The organism is Photorhabdus australis DSM 17609, assembly GCF_000711895.1.
Taxonomy (GTDB): domain Bacteria; phylum Pseudomonadota; class Gammaproteobacteria; order Enterobacterales; family Enterobacteriaceae; genus Photorhabdus; species Photorhabdus australis.
The window spans coordinates 1-25,199 of sequence record NZ_JONO01000046.1; the positions used below are offsets into that span (position 1 = coordinate 1).

At 46.4% G+C, this 25,199-nt stretch carries 7 protein-coding genes; all 7 read right to left on the bottom strand.

Annotated features, from left to right (window positions below; genetic code table 11):
* Positions 1-212, bottom strand: a 212-nt coding sequence (locus tag BO26_RS13590) for a transposase family protein (protein ID WP_036772220.1), incomplete at its 3' end; no start/stop codon positions are given.
* An 881-nt stretch (positions 213-1,093) separates the two neighbouring features.
* Positions 1,094-2,257: a cupin domain-containing protein gene (locus BO26_RS13600; protein WP_051690982.1), complete on the bottom strand. Its 1,164-nt coding sequence runs from the start codon at positions 2,255-2,257 to the stop codon at positions 1,094-1,096.
* Between the two features lie 278 nt (positions 2,258-2,535).
* Complete coding sequence (locus BO26_RS24515; RefSeq protein ID WP_338049136.1) at positions 2,536-5,454, bottom strand: salicylate synthase; 2,919 nt, start codon at positions 5,452-5,454, stop codon at positions 2,536-2,538.
* Positions 5,455-5,504: 50 nt separating this feature from the next.
* The gene (locus BO26_RS13610; RefSeq protein WP_236637461.1) at positions 5,505-6,290 is read right to left on the bottom strand and encodes a thioesterase II family protein; all 786 of its coding nucleotides are present in this window, start codon (positions 6,288-6,290) and stop codon (positions 5,505-5,507) included.
* On the bottom strand, positions 6,290-7,387 hold the full coding sequence (locus tag BO26_RS13615) for a Gfo/Idh/MocA family oxidoreductase (RefSeq protein ID WP_036772225.1): 1,098 nt from the start codon (positions 7,385-7,387) through the stop codon (positions 6,290-6,292). Before BO26_RS13615 ends, BO26_RS13610 begins: the two co-directional genes overlap by 1 nt.
* Positions 7,384-19,104 carry a hybrid non-ribosomal peptide synthetase/type I polyketide synthase gene (locus BO26_RS13620; RefSeq protein ID WP_036772226.1) on the bottom strand — a complete coding sequence of 3,907 codons (11,721 nt, stop codon included), beginning with the start codon at positions 19,102-19,104 and terminating at the stop codon, positions 7,384-7,386. The genes BO26_RS13615 and BO26_RS13620 overlap by 4 nt, the downstream gene beginning before the upstream one ends.
* Positions 19,101-25,196, bottom strand: coding sequence for a non-ribosomal peptide synthetase (locus BO26_RS13625; protein WP_036772228.1), 6,096 nt, complete (start codon positions 25,194-25,196; stop codon positions 19,101-19,103). The genes BO26_RS13620 and BO26_RS13625 overlap by 4 nt, the downstream gene beginning before the upstream one ends.
* Positions 25,197-25,199: the final 3 nt, after the last annotated feature.

The following is a 25,199-nucleotide window of genomic DNA, read 5'->3' on the forward strand; positions in this document are numbered from 1 at the left end:
ATACAGTGACGACGAGGAATACCGTGAGTAAAATGCGTGTATTGTTTAAGCCACTCGCTCTGTAACTCACCAAATTCCTGAATCGATTTCCAGCCAGAAGCGCCGCATAATACAGCGGAGAAGGCTAAAAAAATCACATCCATTAATTCATGTTTTTTATTGATGTCAGAGCGAGGGTCTTCTATCTTGCTGATAAAATTAAAAATACTCATTATTAGGATCGCTTTTTTATGGAAGAGAGAGATCTTAACGTTTTAATGAGAGAAATGCCTATAAAAAGTCATATTCTGATTTTTATTTAACCAAAATAACCTTATTAAAAATGTGAGATCTCACCCTGTGAAGTTACCAGACCGCCTAAAAAAGTATGTTTCCTGGTCTTGTTTATGAAAAACTCCAGAATCTATTAAAAACTATTTCCGATGAGGAGGATAGGGAGCAAATATCTAAACTTTGTTTGTTAGTAGAAAGAATTGTTGAAAATATACTTAGTGTCGTATCTAGCTTGGTTCATATACTTAACCAATTACGCATAATTTATGAGAAAATCCAAAAAGCCAATAAGATTTACAATGATTTAATTGATGCATTTAACGAAGAAAATCATAAAGAGATTTCTAAAAGAAACTACAAACAATGCATGGTCTATTTAGAGGATTTTATACATGAATTCAATTTATTTGTCTGCGATTACAAGTTATTCAACAATAACAATATATTACTCCAGATGTCTAACGAGAAATCATGAAACCTTATTTATTTAATCTCGCTGTATTCGCGTTTTTAAATGGTTATGGTGGATTAAATAAGAGAAATATATAAAGTTTTTTAAATTCAGTATTTAATCCGCTAATTTTCATTAAACTTATTTTCTTATTTTCTTATTTTCTTATTTTCTTATTTTCTTATTTTCTTTATTTAATTTTTTAGGTTTAAAACAAGAGAGGAGTAATAACCGGTATATTAATGATATTAAAATCCATTGCCATTTCTTTAATTATTTTTAATACTGATAAATAAAGCCCCGTGTAAACGAGGCTATTTTTAATATACAAGGTTACATAGTTTCTTTAATACACCACGGGATAATATTTCAAGTCCTGCGGCGTGATATAACAAGCTTATCCTTAGGACGGTTCGCCCAATCGGAGGTTTGATTGTTGAAGTTGTCCGCCAGCAGATAAGACGGGGTTTTAGCTAACCAATCGGAAAGTGAGATATCCTGGTAGATGCCGTTATCTAGTACAACCAGCACTTTAAGATCATCATCGCCAATATTTTCGATATAGTGACCAAATCCCTGTGGTACGTAACCGACGTCGGTTGTTCCATATTCTGCAGTTTGTGCGTGTCCATGAGAACTAAACACGGTCATACGTCCTTTGCCTGAAATGTAGTATTGCCATTCGTTGGCATTTGGATGCCAGTGTAGCTCACGGATTGCACCAGGTTTAATGGTTTCTATGAGACCGGTGATAGTTGTCGAAATGGGAAATTCTTTCGATGATGCTCGATAAATACTCCCCGCGTCGTTCTCAAAGAAGGGTTTGTTTTTCAAAAGTTCATAACGGTGGGTGAGTGGGGCATTGTTCAATCCTCCGTCGTCTACCGGTAGGGGAAGTTTTGGCGGTATAGCACCACCGACGATGTAAGCTTCACCCTGTTTAATTTTGGAAAAAACGGATGCCGGCATATTAACACTTTTCTCCAGCACTTCTTTCGGCATATGCGTTACCCAATCAGTGATGCTGAAAGTGCCAAATTCTGAGAAGTGCCCGTTATCGAAAGTCAGAATAAAATGCGCACCATCTTCCAGCGCTTGAATGGAGTGACCATGACCTTTGGGAAAATACCATACATCGCCGGGGTCAAAATCAGCAACTTCACTTTTTCCCTCCGGATCAATAATGGTAATACGTGCATGACCTTCAAGCATATAGGCCCATTCAGCGGCAACAGCATGCCAATGCAGTTCACGGATACCACCCGGTTTAAGTAACATATCAACCCCGGCAATACCTTCAGATATCGGGAATTGTTCTACTGTGGCTTCCCGTGCCCATCCATTTTCCAATACCCGTTTTTTGCTATCTGTGAATTTATATTTATACAAGCTTTTGGTTTTTATTGGCGGTTTGTTATTGCCCGCGGTGACAGTATTGTGTTGTTCATCAGCAACAGCGGATTTAATCATACTACCCATGCTAGCTGCTGCACCAATTGCGGATGCTTTCAAGATATCACGACGTGAGAACATATTTTTGCCTCCAAAAATGGTACCAGCAAGAGTGGTTGCAAGCTGGTATATATTCGTTTGGTTTTTTTAGATTAATTGTTGTCACTAGAAGGAGAAATCAGAGGTGACTTATTGATCATAGTAAAAAGGTGAATTTTGCAATGAGGAAAAAATGTTTATTTTTGGATTAAGCGGAAACATTTATTTTTCGAAAAGCTTCGTTGGATGAGTGGCTATTTTGTTATTGACTGATTAACCAGGAAAAATCAGAGTTATCTCAGATTTTTCCTGTAATGTGATTAATCTTCTTTGTCGGAATAAGGACGAACGTATTTTATAATGCAGTCAAGTTTTTCGCAGGTTTCCTGCCACTCTCTTTCCGGTTTGGAATCTCTGACCAATCCAGCGCCAGCCTGGAGCCAACAACGTCCTTTATGTTGATAGAGAGAGCGCAATACCAGCGCGGCATCCAGTTTACCTGAGCTATCTAATAACATGACACAACCGCTATAAAGCTGACGTGGTTCACCTTCATAACGTGAAATTGCCTGGAGAGAAGGTTTCTTCGGTATCCCCGAAGCGGTCACTGCCGGGAATAAGGCGATGAACGCATCCCAACGATTTTTGTCTGTTTGTAATAATCCTTTTACTCGTGATGCTAAATGTTGTACCGAACCACGTTCACGAATAGCCATAAATTCTGACACACAAAGCGTTTCAGCCTGACAAATCGGTGCCAATTCTTCTAATGCCAGTTTGGCAGAAACAGCATGTTCGGAGATTTCTTTCGGGTCAGAAAGTAAATCTGCCCGTAGCCGTTGATCCTGCTCTTTGTCATGGGTCAATGCTCTGGTACCTGCTAATGGTTGGGTACTGACCCAACCTGAACCATCCGCCTCAACTACGGTTTCTGGACTGAAACCATAAGCTGAGAAATCTTCATCACGCAGGAAGAAGGAGCGGGCCGGTGTGTTAGCCTGACGGCCCAGCCAGTAACTGTGCCTCATATCAATATGGGACCCAAGCTCTACTTTGCGTGACAGGATCACTTTTTGGTAGTGACCTGCGGCAATATCCTTAACCGCATTTGCTACGTTGTCCTGATAATTTTTTGCTGCGTCTGCCGGGTTGGTAATTTTCATCTCTTTGGTATATGGGAAAGCCGGTGTGCCTGATTGATCAGCTTGCCTGACTTTTTCGCTCAAGGTAGCGATCTGTGCTTTTTCAAGTGTCCGGATCAGAACTTGTCCTTGAGTTATGCGTAATTCATGCTGTGGAATAGTGATTTTAATGAGTGCTTCATCTTGCTGTTCTAATGGTAGTCCATAGGTCATATGGGAAAACTCAAATAATGTTCTCCCATAAGCACGCCAGTCTTTGATAGGGAGAGCGGTGAGCGCCTGCTCAAGCTTTTGACTTAATGTATTAATATCGTATGGATGATGATTACCTTGTGAATCAATCAATTGTCCCGATGCATCTGCACTTATCGTTGCTGCACAACCTATGCCTAATGACCATTCACCTTTTGTTTCATAGAGAGTACAAGGTTGTGCATCATTATCATCTGAGAGCAAATGAGTGATGAGATCTAACGGAGTACTGGTAATCGCAATAGTGTGTTCATGATATTGCTGCATTGGGCTGCCATGTTCTGCTTGTGCCATCTGTATCAACTGGCGTTTGTCGATTTTTCCCACAGTGGTTAATGGCCAATACGCCACAAACAACCATTGATCAGGAATTTTATGGCGTTGAACGCCTTTCTGCTGCAAAAACGCTTGCATCTGGGCGGATTCTGGCAGGTTACCACTCTTAAGCAGGCAGGCGCAGATTCGTTCACCTAATAGTTCATCAGGGACAGCGACGACAACCACGTCATCGATATCAGGATGTTGCAGCAACAATGTTTCGACTTCTTGTGTCGAAATTTTCTCACCACTGCGGTTAATCTGTTCTTTAATTCTCCCTTCAACGATTAGGTTGCCATCTGAGTTCATGCGAACTAGATCGCCGGTACGGTAGAATCCATCAGTAGTAAAAGCGACGGTATTATGCTGTCCTGCGCGATAATATCCGGTAATCGTGTAAGGACCGCGTGTAATCAGTTCACCTACTTCACCAGATGCGACAGGTTGCAAATTGGCATCAACAATTTTGATTTCATCTTCTTCTGACAATGGGCGTCCTTGGGTATTAATGATGACTTCGTAGGGATCATCTAATCGGGTATAGCAAAGTAATCCTTCCGCTGTACCAAATACCTGCTGTAAAGGACCAAGGCGTGTCATGACCTGTTCTGCCAGTTCTGGTGTGAGTCTGCCACCACCGACTTGTAAGCAGCGCAGGGATGAAAGGTCGCTTTGCTCCCAGTCACGGGCTTGTTCCCAGAGACGCGCAAGAGCCGGTACTAATGCTAAATGTGTCACCTTGTGTTGTTCGATGAGTGGCATGGCTTCATCACAACTGGCGGTATCACTCAGGAGTACACATCCCCCTTGAGAAAGGGTGCCGAGAATACCGGGGCTGCCTAAGGTGAAGTTATGGGCAACAGGTAATACCGCTAAATAAACACTTTCCGTATTTACCGCACACAGGCGGGCAGAGAGGACAAAATCATAGGTATAGGCGTCGTGAGTACGCGGAATTAATTTCGGTGTACCGGTTGTGCCTCCTGAGAGTAACAAGACAGCAATATCGCCATAGTTTGGTCCAGGAACATAGTTTGGCCCGGGAACATTGAACGGTTCATCATCAATGGATGTTAATGGGGTAAATTCCTCCGCTTCTCCATCAACGATAATGTGTTTCAGATCGGGACAAGATGCTGCAACTTCTCGCGCCATTTCACGGTAATCAAAACCATGAATACAATCAGGGATAATGTAAGCCACCGGGCGCGCAATCTGGCAAAGCGCATGAATATCATGTGCCCGTTGAGTAGGCATTAATAACACTGGGTGAGCACCCAGTCTAAATAAAGCAAAACAGGTGACGACAAAGGAGATGCGGTTAGGCAGTTGTACCATGACGTTATCACCACGACGTATTCCCCGGTGAAATAACCCACTAGCCAATCTTTCTGCGGATTGGTGCAATTCACGGTAAGTTAGCTGTTGTTCTTGATAGATCAGCGCTGTTTTATTACCCCAGATACCAGACCAACCGGCAAGTTGTTGGTCTAGCGTTTTGCCATTCCAAAGATAGTCTGGCGTCATAGTCAATGTTTTCCCTGGGATAGAAAAAGGTGCCATTATGCGAACTCCTGTTAGATATATTGTATAAATTGTGTAACGTGATGAATAAAGCTTTGAGGATCTTGAGTAATATAAAAATGGTCGCCGGTAACTTCCTGGCAGCAACAAGAAAGGTTTTGCGTGTCACCTGCAAGCCAGTGATGCCACTGCTGAACTTCCATAGCAGAAGCCTCTTTGTCTTCGTTGCCATAAAGCAATAGCGTTGGTGTTTGCAGCTTTACTGAGTCAGGTTGAAGAACGTGGTGATAGTGCTCTGTAGCAAAAAAGTCAGCACGTAGCATTGGTAAGAACAACTCAAGTAATCCTGGATCTTCTCGTAACATCGGGCTGCAACCGCCGATATCAATCAGTTGTTCAATGAATTCATGATCAGGCAATCCACTCAGTTGACGTCGAGGTTGAAGATGGGGTGCATGACACCCCGAAAGTACCAGTGCCTTGAGAGAGCAGTTATGTTGTTCAAGGCGTTGGCAAGTTTCAAAAGCGACCTGAGCTCCCATGCTATGACCAACTAAGATCAGGTTCTCTCTCTGTGCAGGTGTGAATGATACGATCAGGTCAGCAAGTGATTGTGCTAATGGTTCAATCCGGGTGGCAGCACGTTCGTTCATACGGCTGTCATGTCCGGGGTAAATCACCAGTGAAGCTGCTATATCTGAATTTGCCAATGTGGACCATTGGCGGAATGCACTGGTACTGCCCCCAGCAAAGGGGCAGATGAGCAATGTGTATTTCGGTTTGCCGCGAGTCGTCAGGCACGGACGAATCATCGGGTGTGTAGGAAGTGCCCACGTCATCACTGTTTTTCCTTAGTTAGTATTAATTGGTCTGGATCAATCCAGACTGGCGGCGATAAATCCTGAGTAACAGGCTCTCCCATAATGCGCAAAATTTGTTGCCACAAGTCTGCCAGTCGTAGTTGGTAGTCGTAGGCAAAAGCAGAAGGGCGGAGAGCGCCATTTAATACAGAACTTAAGGTATTGAGTAGAAATGCCACACCTTCAGCACCATCACATTCAAATGCGGTCATCCAGTTTTTGGTTGCCGGACACAGAATTTGTGATGTTGTCTGATGCAGATAAGCCCCATCAGGCTGACTGGCATTCAGGTAAAGGCTTTGATCATTATTTAGATGATTTGGCGCATGAAGAACCGGCGTCCAGATAACCGGCCCATAACTGGCCTCCTGCGTAAGATAACCTGCAGGCCAGATCAACGTCATTTTATGCATAACCAGGTTATGCATGTCTGGATCTCTGGGGTCCAGATAAGATTGAACGTTTAACGTTATCGTTGTATCCGCAAAGCTGAGTTCAAAGCAATGAAATGCATTGCTCCGTTGACCGACATAAACTATCTCCATTTGTTCCGGGCAATGACATGCCTGTAATAACAGGTCAAGTGCGGAGAATAGTAACTGGCGGCTGGTTGTCAGATAGCCACTGACCGGACGTTGCTGTGATAATTGGCTGATTTGTTGCGCCGCATGTAACCAGCTTCTGCCCGCATGGCATTGGCTGTAAAAGCTATTTACCCAAAACATAGCATCATGTTTGCCAGCTGTTGACTGGTGTCTTTTGATAGCGCTGGCATCAAGCGGGTGTTCCTGAATAACAGAAATACCTCGTGTCAATAATGCCTGAGTTAATTGGTCGCCTTTGCCACCAATAACCTCTGCCCGTATGACCACACAGGCAATATCGATGTCGTCTGGCAGTTCATCCAGTGAGCAAAATAGTGGCACATTGAAATCACGGGCAAGTTGTTGTGAACGTGTACTTCCTTGCGCCAGAATCCCGGCCAGTTCCAGATCTGGCTGAGGTTGTAGAAACGCATTAAGGTACAGTTCGCCAAATTTTGAACCGACAATCAAAACCCGCCGTGGCTTTATCATATGTTCTCCTTAACAGGCTCAGTAGTTGGTGCTGAATTCAGGATGTCTTTCAGACAGGTAACCAGAGAGCCGACATGTTTGTGTTGGAATAGACTGTAATGATCACCATCAAGTGGTGTCACATTAACTGGCCCGAAAGTCTGCCAGCCAAGATCCCTTGAGGTGATTGTGGTTGGATCAAGGTAATCCATAAAATCAGGCAATGCTTGTTCTGCCCGGATAAGACAGAAAGGTTGTGAAGTCTGCGGTGGACAGTAATCAAGCAAGGCACTCAGATTGTGGCGCCATACCGAGTAAAGTGCAGTCAGCGAGCTATCAATCTGTGCAGATTGTGGCAAGGCTTCGTGCAGCGCCTGAAGGAAGGTTTCAGTGTCAGCCGCGATAGCACGGTTATCCAGCGTCAAACCGGGGAATTGTCCCTGTAAATCGAGCAGGAAATGACGATGACAGAATGCTTCATCCAAAGTGAGATCGGTGCGCACGTTTGGCGCAAAACTATCAATCAGGATGCAATGAGAAACGCTTTCACCCGCCGCGCGTAACTGATGCGCCATTTCATAAGCCACGAGTCCACCGAAGGACCAGCCCGCCAGTGCATAAGGTCCTTTAGGCTGGAAGCTACGAATTTGATTGATATAGTCAGCAGCCAGTGCAGCAACGGAAGGTTTATCGGTATTCAAGCTATTTGGCGCAAATGCTAATCCAATCATACGTTGGGCGTTGAAATTAGCCGCCAAATGACGATATCCCAGTAGGTGTCCGCCAATAGGATGTACGATGAACAAGGCTGGTTGCTCAATGTTTCCTTTGTTCAATATCACACCCTGGCAAGCATTTTCCGGCTGATGTTCAATAAATTCAGCCAATGAATGTACGGTATCGTAAGTTTGTAGCAGGCTGAGCGGATATTGGCGATTGAATGTCTGGTTGATTTTCACCATTAGCCGTACTGCCGCAAGGGAATCTCCGCCAAGAGTAAAGAAACTCTCATGTACGTTGATATCTTGTTGCTCTAATACCGATTCCCAAAGGTTTAATACCGCTTGTCCTGTCGCGTTGAGTGTCACCGCCGATAGTGTTGAATTAACTTCTTGCGTTGTTTCAACCAGAGTAATCAATGTGCGTCTGTCAATTTTTCCGTTGTCTGATACGGGGATCGTATCAAGAATGATAAATCGTTGTGGACACATCCAAACCGGCAGAGTTTGCTGCAACCAGTGAGGCAGTACCGGTAAAAGTTCTGTAGATACGGGGGCGTTGTCGGTTAAACGTAAACCCGCGACGAGTTGCAATGCGCCAGTTGACGTCGTATGAGCAAACACTAACGCTTGTTGTATTTCAGGGTGCTCACATAAACGGTGCTCAATTTCGCCCAGCTCAATCCGGTAGCCTCGAATTTTAATTTGGTGATCATTACGTCCCAGAAATTCGATATTACCGTCTGGCCGCCAGCGTCCTAAGTCACCTGTGCGGTAAAGTCGTTCACCGGTTTGTGGATGCGTGATAAATGCTTGTTCCGTTTTTTCTGAATCGGCCCAATAACCCAGAGCCAGTCCCTGTCCACCAATATAAAGCTCACCAGTTACCCAGACCGGGCAAGGTGAAAGTGATGAATTGAGCACATAGAAGGTTTGATTAGCCAAAGGCTTACCATAAGGAATGCTACGCCAATTTGGATCGACTTGTGCGATAGGATAGGCGATAGACCATATTGATGCTTCGGTAGCACCTCCCAAACTGAGAAGACTTAGTTCAGGGTGGAGAGCATATAATTTTGCCGGTAAATTGGTCGGTATCCAGTCACCGCTCATTAATATCCAGCGCAGACTATCCAAAGAATGTGGGTAGCTTCGGGCATATTCTTCCAGCAATTGCACAAATGCGGGAACAGAGTTCCAAACGGTAACTGATTCTTGTTGTAACCATGTCAGTAATTTGTCGGGTTGACGACTGTCACCAGGCGAAGGGATAACCAGTTTTGCTCCGCAACTCAGCGGGCCGAATAGGTCATAAACTGAAAGGTCAAATGTTAACTCTGATATTGCCAGCACGCTATCGTACTCGTTGAGTGCAATGCGTTGGTTAATGTCAAGAATGGTGTTGACCGCGCCCTGATGATCTATCATCACGCCTTTCGGTTTTCCTGTAGAGCCTGAGGTGAAGATGACATAAGCTAAATCCTCAGGGTGCGCGGATAAATTCTGTTCACTGAAGTTGACGGGTAAGCGGTTAAGTAATGTTTCATCCAGAGAGATGACTTGCACATTGTCAGGCCAGCTCATCTGTTGAACAAACTTAGGTTGGGTCAGTACGGTATCGACTTCTCCTGAGGCTAATAGCTGATGGATGCGCTGCTGCGGATAACTCGCATCAATAGGCAGATAAGCCCGTCCTGCTAATAAAATCGCAATAACCGCGACAATTTGTTCCCAGCCTTTTTCCATCACCACGCCAATCAGAGACGAAGCTTGATTTTCCTGTGCTTGCAGATGTGCTGCTAGTGTCAGGCTTTGTAACCACAAAGTGCGATAGTCGATCTGACGAGAGGCATCGACAACAGCGGTGTGTTGTGGGTAACGGTTTACTGCCTGTTCAATTAGCGAACAAAGTGTGTGTGATGGAAATATGTTTTTTGTCGCATTACTGTTCTGGCATAAAGTGCGATCACTTGCCGGCAGCCAGTCAGGAAGTGGAGTGCTCCATTGGTAATTTGGTTCGAGCAGGGCAACGATGCTGGCTTGATAATGGGCAAACATGTTTTCTGCAACTTGTGGCTGGAATAGTTGCGGCAAGATTGCCCATTGTATGGTGATTCCACCTTCTGCGCCGGAAATTAGCATACAGTCGAGATAAACATGGGGTGTTTGCGCACCAAAGAGATTCAGGGTACCTAACCCTGATGGACCTTTGCCCGCCGTACCGGTTGTATCGTTGAATACGATTGGCATTCCGGCGTTCAGGTTGTGGCGATGCTGATTTTTCTCTCTGAGTACCAATTGTCCGTCAAACAGCGCATGTTGAAGATCAGCTAACCATTGTCTTTGTATCCGGCTTACGGCATCACCAAAGCCTGTGATATTGCGTAAATCCACTTCCAACAAGGATGTGGTAGACAGATTGCCAACTAACGTATCGCAATGTTGTGGCATTAATAGACGGTTACCATGCAGGACATTGATAGTGAAATGTTCGCTGTTACTCCATACCGACAGAATGTGAGCAAATAGTGTGAGCATAACTTGTGAAGGGGATACCCGATGTTCTGCCGCACGTTGTTGCAAACGCTGCCATTGTTGTGAGCTGATATATCCTGTCAGGCACTGTTGATCGAGTTGTTGTGACTGATGATCTTTCAGTGGTAACACTGGCGCATCGGGAAGTGAAGGTAAGCGATCAAGCCAGTATTGCCGGCTCTGTTGCCAGGTTTCTCCGGTTTTCTCATTCTCCAGTGCTTGAATATAGTCAGCAATAGTCGCTGCTGGCGGTTCTGGTTGCCAGTGAGATTCCTGATACCAATGGTGTAAATCACGCAAGATTAACGTCAGACTTTTGCCATCAGCCACCAGCAAGTCGATGGTCAAATGCAATAGATGTGTCCGGTCATCAGTATGGTAGAGGGTTAAATCAAACAGCGGCCAGTTGTCGCTGGGAACCCCTTGAGTACGCAGTGTGTCGCGAGCATTACTCAGCTGTGTCTCGCGCTCATTCGGCATCATGTTACGACAATCAATGACCGTCGGTGTATAGCAGGGAACTGCCGGCAGAATATGATATTGCCCATCTTTCACATAACCGCGTAATTGCCCATGATGGTTTATCACACGGTTCCAGGCGGTGGTAAAACGAGGCAGATCAAGCCCGTTGATAGCCAGTTCAGCGTAGAAGTGGGCGATACCGTTACCAAATTGGAACAGTTGACTTTCTCCCAACCAATAAGCGTATTGCAGTGCGGTAAGTGGCAAAATCTGTTCCGATGCGGGTTTTTCAGCCTGTTCGGCTGTAGCCAGCGTAGCTGAATTTGTCTCAACTCCCCGCAAGGTACGGCAAAAGTCATTCAATTTAGGATGTTCGAATAGCTGTTGCAGATTAGCCTGTTTGTAGCCCTGGCGGCGTAGCTGCACCACCATTCGGGTTGCAATTAAGCTGTCACCACCACTTTGGAAAAAGTCACTGTGACGCTGTATTGGCTGAGGAAGCAGTGAACTCCAGAGCGCAATCACTTGCTGTTCAATATCATGGAGTTGATCATCTTCTGTTTCCGGTTGCCCGCTTTCCGCAGTTAACGGTTGTACCATGCTCTCTTGCGCTGCCACTGGCAGCGGTAATTGCTCCCGCTGTTGAATATGCATTGAGTAAGGCAAGGTGGAAAATTGTGCTGCTATTTCACGGACATTAAGCCGTGCTTGCTGTTCAGCTCGCGCCAGAATCAGTTGTTGATGCAGTTCTGGCCCGTTTTGTCCCGGCCATTCCAATGAAACCCGATAACCGGATTTCTCCAGACATTTACGCCAGTCAGCGAGTTCCAGCAATGCACTGTCACCGCGATCATCGGTCCAGGCGTTAATCCCTTCAATAAATCCAACACTGGCGAGTTGCATAGCACTTTCGCGCTTAGTTGATTCAATGATTAGCAACCATCCGCCGGGTTTCAGTAACCGAGACAGACGTTGCAGAGTATTTCTCAGATGGATTGCATCATGTAATACGTTAACCGCCATAATCAGGTCATAACCCAATTCAGGATGCTGACTAAAATCAATACGCTGGTTAATGTCGAACAGGGCAAATTTTACGGTTTCGCCATAGTGATTGAGTAACTGACGTGCATCATCCAGAAATAGCGGAGAAACATCAGTAAAGTGGTAACTTTCAATAGCTTGTGGATTGTGTGCAAGTACTTTCGCGGAAGTTGCGCCAGTTCCTGCGCCGACTTCCAGTACAGTGAAATGTTCCGATGTCTGGCTCAGTTGGCGGACAATTTCAGCGGCAGTTTGGTTCAGGCAACGTAACGCCGGGTTTTCACTGTAGAGGCTGGCTGTGGTTTGTTTATCGGCAAACAGCAGTTCCAATGCGTTGCCTTTTCCGGCAAGCAGGGTGTCATGTTGCCCGATACAGGTTGCGACATAACGACTGATAGTTTGGCACCATACTGCATCATCCAGTTTTGCGGCAGGAGCAGGAATATGACTAAGCGGCTGCAAGCAACGGTATCCGTCACCGGTTTTTTCAATAAATCCTTGCTTGTTTAATAACGTCAGCCATTGGGTAAGCAGGCGTTGATACTGTGGTGCCAGTTGTAAACGTTGTTCAATCTCTTCACGAGAGTGGCTTTGTTGTGGCGCAGTGAATAGGTTATGACGTAGTAAAGTCTGGCCCAGACCCAATAATGCTTGTTGTTCAATGTGTTGCCAGGAACGTTCAAATGCTTGTTGCTCTGTTAACGCAGGCAACGGTAACACATCAGTGTTTATAACCAGCGGTTCTGGCAGTGATAATGACAAATTATCTTCTGCGACCAGCCATAAATTATAACCTTGAGTTTCGTCCTGACGTGGCTGAATTTCTGCCAGCCGTATTTCAGGCTTAGCTCGCAGATTTTGTTCAGCCTGATGCAATTCAGGATGTTGTGGCCAGAAGTCATAACGCATGTGACCAGAGGGTGGAGTATGAAGATCATAATGCTCTATGCGGTCAGGCTGGTGGCAAATTTGCACTAATAGCGCATTATAAGCAGCAAACAGCGCTTCAATGACACCTGGCTCTAGCACATCATCCATGCAATACCAGTTAAATAGCAGATCACCATCAACTTCCATAACTTGATGATCCAGCCAGACTTGTGGCGTTTGGCTCAGCACAAAAACCGGATCGCCAAGTAGTTGAGTGATAGATTGTTTGATGGCGACACCTTCCTGGGCCATCCCCAACATACTGGTGAAAACGACCGGTGTCAGTGGTTGTCTGCTTTGAGCTTCACCATTTTGTTGACGGCCAAGTTCCCGCAATACTTCAACACCATTGACATGATTATGGCCCAGTCGTTGCCAGAGCAAGGCTTGGGTTTTTTCCATGCTAGCACGCAGGGAGGTTGTCTTGCGTAAATCGAAATCCATCAACATGACGGAGGTGAAATCACCAATCAGATCTTGCACCTCTGGATGGAAAGGCTGCCGGTTAAAGAATGTCAGGTTAAGGGTAAACAGCGGATGACGGCTGTACCATTCAAGCGTATGGGCAAATAGTGTCAGCAGGCCAGCAGAAGGCGTCACGCCCCATTTTTTCCAGCTTTGTTTAAGTATCTGCCAGTCAGATTGTGCCAATCGACCTTCGTAAGTCGTAAATTGTGGCTGACTACGTTGAGGCAGTTGTGGGTTCAACGGTAATCCTGGCGCCGGGGGCAGTGAAAGTAATTGTTCCTGCCAGTATGCCCATGATGCCCGCCACTCTTTACTTTCACGTTGCGCTTGTTCTGCCATCACATAGTCGCGGAAAGTAAATGTTTGCGGAGCCAGTGATTGCTGGCGATAAGCAAGTTGTAGATCATCCATCATGATCCGGAAACTCTGTACGTCAAACTGCAACAGGTCCAGGTTCATATGTAAGCGACAACGCTCATTCGGTAGCAGAGAAACTGAGATTTCAAACAGCGGCCACTGTTCCGCGGGTGGTACGTGATAGGAAAGGGTATGGCGACGCTGTGCTAAAGCCTGTTCGCAAGCTGTATCGTCTAGCGTTCGCAAGTCATCCTGTGATAAAGCATACCAGGGAGTTTCAGGCAGGATTCTTTGTTGCCCATCTTCATCCACTATCATGCGCAACATGCCATGACGCTGAATTAAAGCATTCCATGCGTTCTCGAAACGCGGGATATCAAAACTATCCAGCGCCAGATCCCATTCAAATAAGACGTGACAAGCTACACCACCAAAATCAATGGCCTGAGTACGACCAATCCAGTAAGCGTGCTGAATTGGCGTCAGAGGAAAGGGTGCATGACGCTGAGAGCTGTCAATCATGATTTCAGGTTGAGAAGAAACTACGGGCTGTTCAGGTAATGCGTCGCCAATCAGTTCATTCAGCCCTTTCAGCGTCATATTCTGATAAGCCAATCCAGCGGTTAATCTAAAGCCAAATTGCTGGTGGATGACCGCATTCAGCTCCAGAAACAGCAGGGAATCCAAACCGAATTGCAATAAATCCTGTTGTGGTGCTAAACGTTCCGGCTGTTCTAATCGTAATAATGTCGCGACATGTTGACGCAACCAATTGAGTCGTTGTTCACTGTCCTGATATAGCGTGTTATCAGTAGAGCGTGAAGAAGGAGGAGACTTATCAGTCGTATGGGTAATATCAGCCTGTACGCGGCGCAAAATATCAGGATGATGTTCATCTAATCGCATTGCCAGATAGCAAGGAAATGCGGTACGCAGAGATTGATTGAAATGCCAGATACCTTCATTTGCGCTGAATGGTAACATGCCATCTTGTGCCAGTTTTTCTACTAATCGTCGGTCGCTGGCCATACCAATGCCACCCCAAACGCCCCAAACCAATGTTTTTACCGTCAATTGATTTGATGCTGTCAGTGCCAGGGATTCCAAACAAGCGTTGGCGATTGCATAAGCACCTTGTCCCTGAGCACCTAACATCGATGCAGCAGAAGCGTGAAGCAGTAGATATTGTGCATTATGTTGTTGAAGCGCCGCTTGCAACGTCGATGCACTCTGAGCTTTTACGGATAACATCTGTGACAGACGTGGATGCTTAAGTTCTGCCAGCCGGGTATGATCAGCTATCCCTGCAGCATGAATCGCACCGGCGATATGATCTTCTTGTGCCAGCGTTTGTATTGCGTTTAACAGGGCTGGTGTGTCAGTGACATCAACGTGAACCCAACGTATTTCACATTCGGTATTTTGTGACAACTCTTGTACAAAAGCATCCCAGTCCGCATTTTGGCGACGGGCAAACACGGCAATTTTACGCGCACCTTGCGTTAGTAACCAACGGATGGAAATTTGACCGATACCGCCCATACCACCTGTAACAATGTGCCAACCCTGATGGGGAATAGACATCGGTTGTTGCGATAACGGTAATGGTTGGTGTTGTAAAACAGGAACAGAGACTTGATTCCCGCGTACTCTCAGCCAGCGGTTGTGCTTATTCAAATAGCCGAGTGCCAATGACAAAGAGTCAGTATCGTTGATATTAGCAATATCAATCGCCTGAATATGACGATGGGGATACTCTTCAACCGCAACACGCAGCAGCGCCCAGACAGCATATTGAGTGGGATTGATATCCTCTTTTGATAAGGTGGTTTTTGGTTGAGCACAGCAGGTTATAACGGTTAACGGGGTTGTTTCATCGCATTTTAATGCGCTGATAACTTGATCACATAATTCAACGACATCATTGCCTTCAAGCAGTAATAACGTATTGCCGTTTTCAGGCTGTAAATTAATTCCCGCCTGACGCCAATGATTAATAATCTCGTCATTGGCTATTGAAGAACGGAGGGTATACGCCGTTGAAGATCTCGGTTTATTTGCCGTGTTTATTGTACGCCAATGCAGGGCATAGTGAGTTTCAGGGCATGGCTGTGGTGCAGGAAGCCATGATTTTGTCATGGATCGTGCCGCTACAGATTGGCGAGGAAGGTCGGCACGATCACTTAACAGAGCGAATAAACGTTCGCCAGCATGGATCAAGGCAGGGAAAACAGCGAGTAAACTGGCTTCCAATGACCGGCGTTTGGCATACGGCAGGGCATTGTGAGGACGATACATTTTGCTTGCCGTTGGTCCGGAAACTTCCCGGTAATAACTTTGCTGGACACAATAAGTCAATAATTGTTCCAGTAAGGGGCGCCAGCAAGGTTGTAGTCGACCTGCTCGAATCGTGTCGATGGCACTGAAACCTTGTTCAGCATCCCGCCCATGACATTGATAGACCAATGTATCGGTATACAGCGCTCGCAGGATTGCAGCATCGGCGTTTTGCTCAATGGCCGGGTCGAGCAGGGAATTGACATCAGGCCCGGTATTGACATGGGCTGAGTGCGGCACAGATTTAGCCACAGGGAAGCTGTAATGCTGCTCATCGAATGGATAGAGTGGCGCATGGCATTTTACTCCGGTGAGCGGGAAAAGGTGCTGCCAATCAAGATGAACACCAGCACAGTAAAGTTGCATAAGTGCCGTTTGCTGTGCGGTTTCTGGGGAACTTTGACGCTGTGTACCGGCAATCCAGGTTTCTTGTGGCAGATTGACTCGCCGCCCGATACCGGTTAACTGTGCATCAGCACCAAATTCGACGAATAATGTAACGCCTTGCTGGCGGGCAAATTCAATTGCCTGATAATAGCGTACAGTCTGGCGCATATGATTACGCCAGTAGTCTGATGAACCTAGTTGCTCAGTAGTTGCAATATTCGCAGTTAGGGTAGAAATCAGCGGAATTTCTCCCGATATCGGCTGTAAGCCGTTACAGCGCTGGGAAAACTCATCCAGAATTGAATCAAGCATGGCTGAATGTGCTGCACAGGCAACGTTAAGACGCTGGTAGCGAATCTGCTGTTGTTCCAGACGTTGTGCCAGAATATCAATTTCCGCCGCTGTCCCGGCCCAAACCCAGTGTTGCGGGCCATTGCAAACCGCCAGATCCAATGCCCGTGAATGGGTAAAGGGAAGAATATCTTCTTCGTTGGCAAAGATCGCCAGCATCGCTCCCCCCCGGGAGCATTTTTGCATCAGTTTGCCCCGTACCGCGATTAGCGGCATCACTTGTTCAGGCGTGAAAATCCCGGCAACCACGGCTGCGGCAAATTCTCCGACGGAGTGCCCCAATACGTAATCCGGTTTTAATCCAAGCGCTTGCCAATGTGCCGCCAGAGCAATTTGATGAGCCACAATTGCCGGTTGTGCGTATTCGGTGGTGGCTAATGCGGCATCATGTTCTCCGAACATCACTGCTTTTAATGGCAATGCTAACTCGGATGTACAGGCAGCACAGCAACGATCCAACATAGCGGCAAAAACCGGAGAGCTGGCATACATGGCTTTGCCCATGCCAGACCATTGACAGCCCTGGCCGCTGAATTGCCAGAGTTGTTTACTTTCGCTATTAACTTGCCCGCTAAAAATGTTTGGCGTTGGGCTATTGTTCGCAAAGGTGGACAGGTTTGCCGCACTTTGTGGTGTCAATGTCAGTGCTAAGCGCCAGGGGAGTGAAAGGTCGCGTCCCTGCAATGCGGTCCAGGCCAGATCTGCATGGTGTTCTGGTGCATCATTGAGTGCCGTCGCGTAACGCTGTGCTAATTGGCGTAATGAGGATTCAGAAGCAGCAGAGAGCAATAACGGCGAAATTTGTGAATTATGGGCATGGCGACGCTGTAATTCTTCTGGCAATGATTGCACCACAATATGACAGTTAGTGCCGCCAATACCGAATGAGGAAACGCCTGCGGTACGCAATTTTTGCGTCCAGTGCTGTCCTTGTGTTGCCAGTCTGAACGGACTTTGTTCCAGCCGTAATGCCGGATTTGGTTGTTGTACATTGATAGTTGGCGGAATGTAACCATGCCAGACAGACAGAACTGTTTTAATCAAGCTGGCAATACCTGCCGCAGTATCAAGATGGCCTATATTACTTTTCACTGAGCCAAGGTAACAGGGTGGTACTGCTACACTACGGTCAGAAAATATGCTGCGTAACGCGTCAACTTCTATGGGATCGCCAAGTGGTGTACCTGTACCGTGTGCTTCAATCATGCCGACATCATCAATACTGACATCTGCCAGTTGTAATGCTTCAGTAATAACGTTGCGCTGACCATTAACTGAAGGTGCAGTAAAGCCAACTTTTTCGTTGCCATCGTTATTAATTGCACTGCCACGCAATACTGCCATGATGGGATCACCATCGCGTAAAGCATCACTCAAGCGTTTCAGCGTGACAACACCAACGCCATTGCCGCCGTAGGTGCCATTTGCCTGGCTATCAAAAGGGCGGCAATGTCCATCAGGTGAGAAGATCATTCCGGGTTGATATAAATAACCGCTTTCTTGAGGGAAAGAAACTGCCACACCACCAGCCAGTGCCATATCACACTCACCGGCGCGCAGGTTCTCACAAGCCATATGCACGGCAACCAGTGAACTTGAACACGCAGTTTGTACCGTGAGCGCAGGACCTTTCAGGTTTAATTTATAGGCAGTACGCGTCGCAAGATAATCTTTATCGTTGCTGATTAGTGCCTGAAGCCCTTTAACTTTGCCGACATCGGTCATCGTAAATTGTGACCATGAAGGCCAGGTGCTAACCCGGCTACTACCGAAAACGCCTGTTTTTAGGTGTATATTACGCGGCGCATAACCTGCATGCTCAAGGGCATGCCAGGCTGTTTGCAGGAATAGGCGCTGTTGAGGATCGAGCATCTCTGCTTCCTGACGTGAATAGCCAAACAGGGTGGCGTCGAATTTTTCCGCATTCTCCAGTATCGCGGCCTGATTGACGAAGTTTTCACTATCAATGACTTCAGGAGGAATACCTGCATCTAATAATGTTTGACGAGAGAGTGCGGCAGTACACTCAACTCCATGTTGCAGGTTATGCCAGAAAGCATGGCTATCTGGTGCCTGCGGAAAGCGGCAGGCAAGGCCAATCACTGCGATGGGATCACAATTATCGTAGTGAGGCGTTAAATCAGTCATTGTGCAGCTCCTTTATGACGTTTTTCCCGTTGTTGCAGACGCTTTTGTTGTTGACGTTGACGAGGGGTAATCGACTGGCGATTTCCGTCGTAGGCATCCTTTCGGCAGCGCAAACTGAGCGTCTCTGGTGTTGGATAAGCGAATAAATCAGTGACAGCAAGATGATGGAAACCCGCGTGTTGTAATTTGCCATGCAATTGAATGAGTTGTAGCGAGTTGGCTCCTGCCTCAAAAAAGTTTTGTTGTGCATTAATAGGATGATTTGTTACCGATAAAAACAGGCGTTGAATTTCACTGCATATTTGTGGTTCGAACCCTTCCGAGCGCGGTGATGATGCAATGACAACAGAGGTGTTATCTTCAATCATTGTGCATTGCTGGCGTGGCATCAGTTGTTCCAATGCTGAATGCCAACTTTCTGGTTGTGCAGCAAGGGTTCGCAATAGCGCCATATAGCGGTTGAACATGTTTTGTAACTGATGCGGCTCAAATAATTCTTCGACAGCATCCCAGTTTAGGCAAAGCTCATTGTCAGATTCATAAACCTGATGATCCAACCAAATTTGTGGTGTTTGTGAGATACCCCAAACCGGTTTCATCCATGATGAACGTGAAAGGAATTGCCCTTCATGTGTGCCCAGTGCACTGGTGAAAACGACGGGCATAATAGCAGCATCAGGGCCACGGCTCTGCGCCAGTTCACGCATTACTCTGATAGCTGAAATATGGCGGTGATCCAGATCCTGCCATAATTGTTGTTGCAGTCGACGGGCACTTAATAACCAATTGTTTTCTGGATGCCAGGCCAGTAATGACAGTGAAGTGAAATCACCCAGAATGTGATTAATGTCTTCATGCCAGTGCGGGCGATCGAAAAGGGTAAGATTAAGGGTTAACTCCGGTCTGGTGCTAAATGCGGACAAAACAGCCGCATAAGCCGCAATTAAGAGTGCAGAAGGGGTTATCTGATGAGGTGCAGCATGTTGCTTTAACTGATTCCATTCATGTGCAGATAACCGATCGCTATAGCGCACAAAACGCGGGGATTGAACACTTTCCGGTGCAATACGCAAGGGTAATTGTGGGGCCAGCGGTAATGTTTTCACTTGCTCCTGCCAATATTGGAGTGAGTTTTGATGTATCGGCGTTTGTTGCTGGCGTAACACACAATCCCGGAATGTGACTTTCAGTGATGGCAATTCGTGCTGTTCATCGAGGTAGAGCTGTTCTAATTCAGCCAGTAATATCTGCATGCTTAACCCGTCTAGTAACAAATTGTCCAGGCTGACAAATAGTCGGGAAATAGGGCTGTGGTCTTGAGCAAGTTGGAAATCGAACACCGGCCAGTGACTGGCATCTAATACCTGATGTGACAGTCGTTCGCGTAGTGTGTCTGCTTCAGTGATATCAGTGAATTGGTGTCGCTTGACCGAGAACGTTGGAACATCTTTCAATATTTGTTGCTGTCCATTAATCACAACAGTTCTAAGCACCGGATGACGCTGGATCAGGCGATTTAATACCCGGTTCAGCCGTTGAACATCTAACTGCTCTATCCGGTATTCGATAAAGAAATGAGCGCCAACGCCACTGAGAGCAAAACCAGGATGGCGTCCAACCAAATAAGCTTGCTGAACTTCAGTTAATGGGAAAGGCTGATATTCATTCTGTTCTTTTGGTATTGAATAGGTTTCTGATGCAGTTTCAGACAGAGGAACAAGCGTAGCAGCAAACGCCGCTAATTGCGGGTTACGGAAAAGATGTCCAAGTTCGCCTTTGAAGGCTTGTTGTGTCAGTTCACCAATCAGACGTGTAGCCAGAAGACTATCACCGCCAAGTTGGAAAAAGTCACTACTACGGCCTAACTGCTCTGTATTTAGCAGGCGTTGCCAAATGTTGGCAACGGTTTGTTCCACCGGATTCAACAAGGTCATTTCATTCTGGTGTGACACGGCTGTTTTTGTGGCGGATTGCAGGGTTTGCGACAGCATCTTACGATCAATTTTGCCGTTAGGTGTCAGGGGCAGACGCGGAATAACATGTAAACGCTGTGGGATCATATATCCCGGCAAATGTTGCGCCAGTACGGATTTAATTTTTTCCCGATCAGGAATAGTGACGCTGTCACTTACTTGCATCAACAATACATTAAGATTGCCGATGGTAATGGGTGTTTCCGCCTGTAGCGGTAAAAGAGACAGCCATTGTGACGCAGAGCGTAGCTGAATACCGTGAGGTGAGAGCAATTCTGTTGTAATCAGAGAGAGAGACGAGGCTTGTTGCAACTCCATGGCTAACACCAACGCACCTGGTTGTGCCAGGGGCATCAACGCCTTGATGCAATTTGCTGGATCTTGCTCGCGGTGTAACACATTGTTTAGCAAGATGATATCTGCCTGATGCTGTAGCGACTCTGGAATTTGTTTTGACCAATACTGTACTGATGCATGCTTATGATCACGTAACCGTATTTGCATCTGATTGATCAGCGCTTGAGAACGTTCAAAGCCGAGGTAAGACAGATGTTGGTCAGTGATATGTTCTGCCAGCCATTGAGCACAGAGGCCACTGCGGGCGTCGAATTCCATCAAAGTAACAGGGCGTTGTAACCGTTGGGAAAGGGCAATGATGACCTGTTTCAATCCTGCTAACCATTGCTGGGTTTCTGGTAGTACAAACAGCTGTTGTTCCGGTGCGAATTGCGGATCATCAAGTAATGTGACGGCGGCCTGTTGACCGGTAAGAATGCCACGTAGTATAGAATGCCAGCGTTCAGGAATGCATTCTGATTCATTATTGAATGTCTTGGCTGACAACGCTGCCTGATAGACATGATGTGTCGATTCAGCCAATTGATTGCACTGACAAAGATATGCCAGCATCCGGGCAAACCAGTCATGATATTCCGGCAGTGGCTGATAATGTTTCAGACAATCGGTGAGCGATTGAGGTGAAGTAAATATAATGCCGTGACGAGACAAATGTTCTAGCAGAAATATGGCAATTTGAGGCTCACGGTTATCAGCAGTTATTGCTTGAGCGGCGGGAAACAGATCACGGTAGCTTATGGGTAATTGTGGCGCACGATTTACGCGTTGGCATAAAGTATCGCCTTCCAATTCAAGGAATGCCACCAGCGATTTCTCTTTTTCACCACTAGCTAAGGCGACCCCTTTACTGATTCCGGTTACCTGATTGAGGGCAGCATCAATTTCTCCTAACTCAATTCGGTATCCACCAATTTTTACCTGGCTATCGCGACGTCCCATAAACTCAAGCCAGCCTGCGGGGTGGTAACAGCCCAGATCACCAGTGCGGTACCAGCGTTCTCCTTGATCGACGACGAATTGGGCAGAAGTACGCTCTTCATCATTAAAATAGCCTAATGCTATACCGGCACCACCAATCCAAAGTTCACCGACAACCCAGTCAGGGCAATCACGGCCATCTTCACCAACGACACGGTAGCGCTGGTTAGCCAAAGGATAACCGTAAGGAATGGAGCGCCACTGTGTGTCAACTTGTTTGACGATATATTCATTCGACCAGATAGCGGCTTCCGTTGCGCCACCCATAGCACTTAATACACCATCAGGATTGAATGCACGGTAACGCTCAGGCAGTGATAAACCGATCCAGTCTCCGGACAGCATCACAGTACGAAGAGCTTTCGGCGCATCTACTTCCATCCCTTCACAATAGGTCAGCAACATATCGAACAGCGCCGGTACGCTGTTCCATAACGTAACGTTATGATGCTCGATCAGCATTTCCCAGGTTGATGGGTCGCGGCGTTGTGCTTCGTTAATTAATACCAGCGCGCCTCCTGCACTGAGAATGCCAAAAATGTCATAGACAGAGAGATCGAAATGCAGGGCAGAAAGCGCCAGTAACCGGTCGCTACTTTGGACTTGATGACGGCGATTGATGTCTAAACAGGTATTGAGTGCGCTTTGGTGGCTGATAACCACACCTTTTGGCATCCCGGTTGAACCAGAGGTATAGATGATATAGGCCGGATCAGTAACCGCACACTTGGACATGTTTGCTAAAGGAGATAATTGTTCATCCTGATGCCAGGACATGCAGTGTATATCTGGTGACCAAACATCATTCTGATGTTCAGGGTCAATGATAACGACATTGATCCCGGCACTTTCACAGATTGCACGACGTCGGTTTAATGGTTGATCAACGGGAACTGGGACGTAGACACCGCCGGCGTAAAGTATGGCTAATACGGCGACAATTTGTCCGATACCTTTTTCCATGCTAATGGCAACGCGGTCTCCCGGCATAACCGGCATTTTTTGCAGCACGGCGGCTAATCTGCGGGCTGCCAGACTTAACTCGCCATAACTCATTTTTTTATTATTAGTCACTAAAGCAACAGCATTTGGTGTGCGTTCTGCTTGTATGAACACTGCCTCATGCAGCAGAGCGTTTGGTAGTGGCGCAGCCGTGTTATTGATTTGATTCCGCAGATGGTATTGCGACTCAGGCATCAAATCCGGCAGCTTTTCGTTCCACTGCGTGGCGTTTTCTGTCAGATTCTCAATCAGTCCCTGATAAGCCGTGAATAAGGTATCCATTAAACCATCAGGAAAGAGTTCATCGTTACTATCCCACTGAATATTCAGAGTATTTTCATGTTCAAAGGCAACGAAATCCAGCCATACCTGAGGTGTTTGTGATATTCCCCAACTTGGTTTTCCCAGAACATCACGGGTATTTTCACCATATAAAGGCCGACCTAAATTGCTGGTAAATACAATTGGTGCGCCATGTGGGTGGCTACCTCGTTTCTTGAGTTCACGTAGAACTTCTACACCAGACCAGTGACGATGTTCGTAAGCTTCGACAAAGGTTGCTTGTGCATCCTGAGCCAATTGGCAGAACGGTAAATTGTCACCAGGAATGTCCAGCAGCAGAATGTTGGTAAAATCGGCTAACATGTTGTCAACCGCGGTATGCAGTGGCGCTCTGTCAAATAGCGTCAGGTTGAACAATAAGCGCGTTGCATTGTTCCAGCGGCATAATAAAGCGGCAAATGCGGTTGCGAGTGCCATAGTGGGTGTAACACCATTTTGCTGCGCGAGTTGCTTAAAACGTTCCCAATGTTCAGGCGCTAAACGAAAACATCTGCGCTGAATATGGACATCTTTTATTAGGGAAGGGTCCCGAGCCAAAGGAAGCTGAGGAGCAAGCGGTAAAGTGTCTAACCGGTTACGCCAGAATATTTCTGCTTCTTGCCGAGCCTGTTTAAATTGGGCCTGATACTGTGTTAGATAACTGCAAAAATCATAGTCAGAACAAATAGCGGGCAGGTCGCGTTTGGCAATTAATGCTGCCAGTTCGGTAAAAAATAGACTGAAACTGGCGGCATCCATGATCAGTAGATCGATATTGGCATGCAGCCGATGTTGATTATCACCAAACAGGCTAAGCTGAATATCGAAAGTTTCCCCTTCTTCAACCTGTAATACCCGGTGGCTCAGTTGTTCACGTATGTTGTTCAACGCTTGTTGCTGCTCATTGGTTGTCAGATTGCGCAGGTCATGAACAGTTAATTTTCTCCAGTAAGCATGGGTCATACCTTGCTGACGTCCGTCTGGCAAAAACCGCACGCGCAACATCGGATGCCGCTGAATCAGCACATGAATCGCAGCTTCCAGTTGTTCAGGTTCCAGTCCAATACCATCAAACTCTTGATACAAATGGCAACCAACTCCCCCCAACGTTTGTTCCGGTGAGCGTCCAACAAAATAAGCATGTTGTACTGACGTTAACGGGAATGGGCGAGCATCTACAATCAGTGGTTGCGGCTTTGTATCTTTGGGCATTGTGTTAACAACAGGTGCATGACGTTGTAGAAGTTGGCTCCAGGCATGCAGCGTTGGCTTTTGGTAAAGTTCGCGCAGAGTGACGCGATGCCCCTGACGTCTGAATTGGTTTAACAATGCCATGATTTGCATTGAATCCAGTCCATTGCGAATTAAATCGTCGTTATCGCCCACCAAAATATTTTTTTGATTAAACAGGCCAGATATGAGCTGGCGCAGCGAATCTGGGGAGAGAAGGTCCGTGTGCATGAA

What these genes read in the sequence shown, in the direction of transcription:
- BO26_RS13600 (WP_051690982.1), bottom strand. Translation starts at nt 2,257, where the DNA reads ATGTTCTCACGTCGTGATATCTTGAAAGCATCCGCAATTGGTGCAGCA.
- BO26_RS24515 (WP_338049136.1), bottom strand. Translation starts at nt 5,454, where the DNA reads ATGACGCCAGACTATCTTTGGAATGGCAAAACGCTAGACCAACAACTT.
- BO26_RS13610 (WP_236637461.1), bottom strand. Translation starts at nt 6,290, where the DNA reads ATGACGTGGGCACTTCCTACACACCCGATGATTCGTCCGTGCCTGACG.
- BO26_RS13615 (WP_036772225.1), bottom strand. Translation starts at nt 7,387, where the DNA reads ATGATAAAGCCACGGCGGGTTTTGATTGTCGGTTCAAAATTTGGCGAA.
- BO26_RS13620 (WP_036772226.1), bottom strand. Translation starts at nt 19,104, where the DNA reads ATGACTGATTTAACGCCTCACTACGATAATTGTGATCCCATCGCAGTG.
- BO26_RS13625 (WP_036772228.1), bottom strand. Translation starts at nt 25,196, where the DNA reads ATGCACACGGACCTTCTCTCCCCAGATTCGCTGCGCCAGCTCATATCT.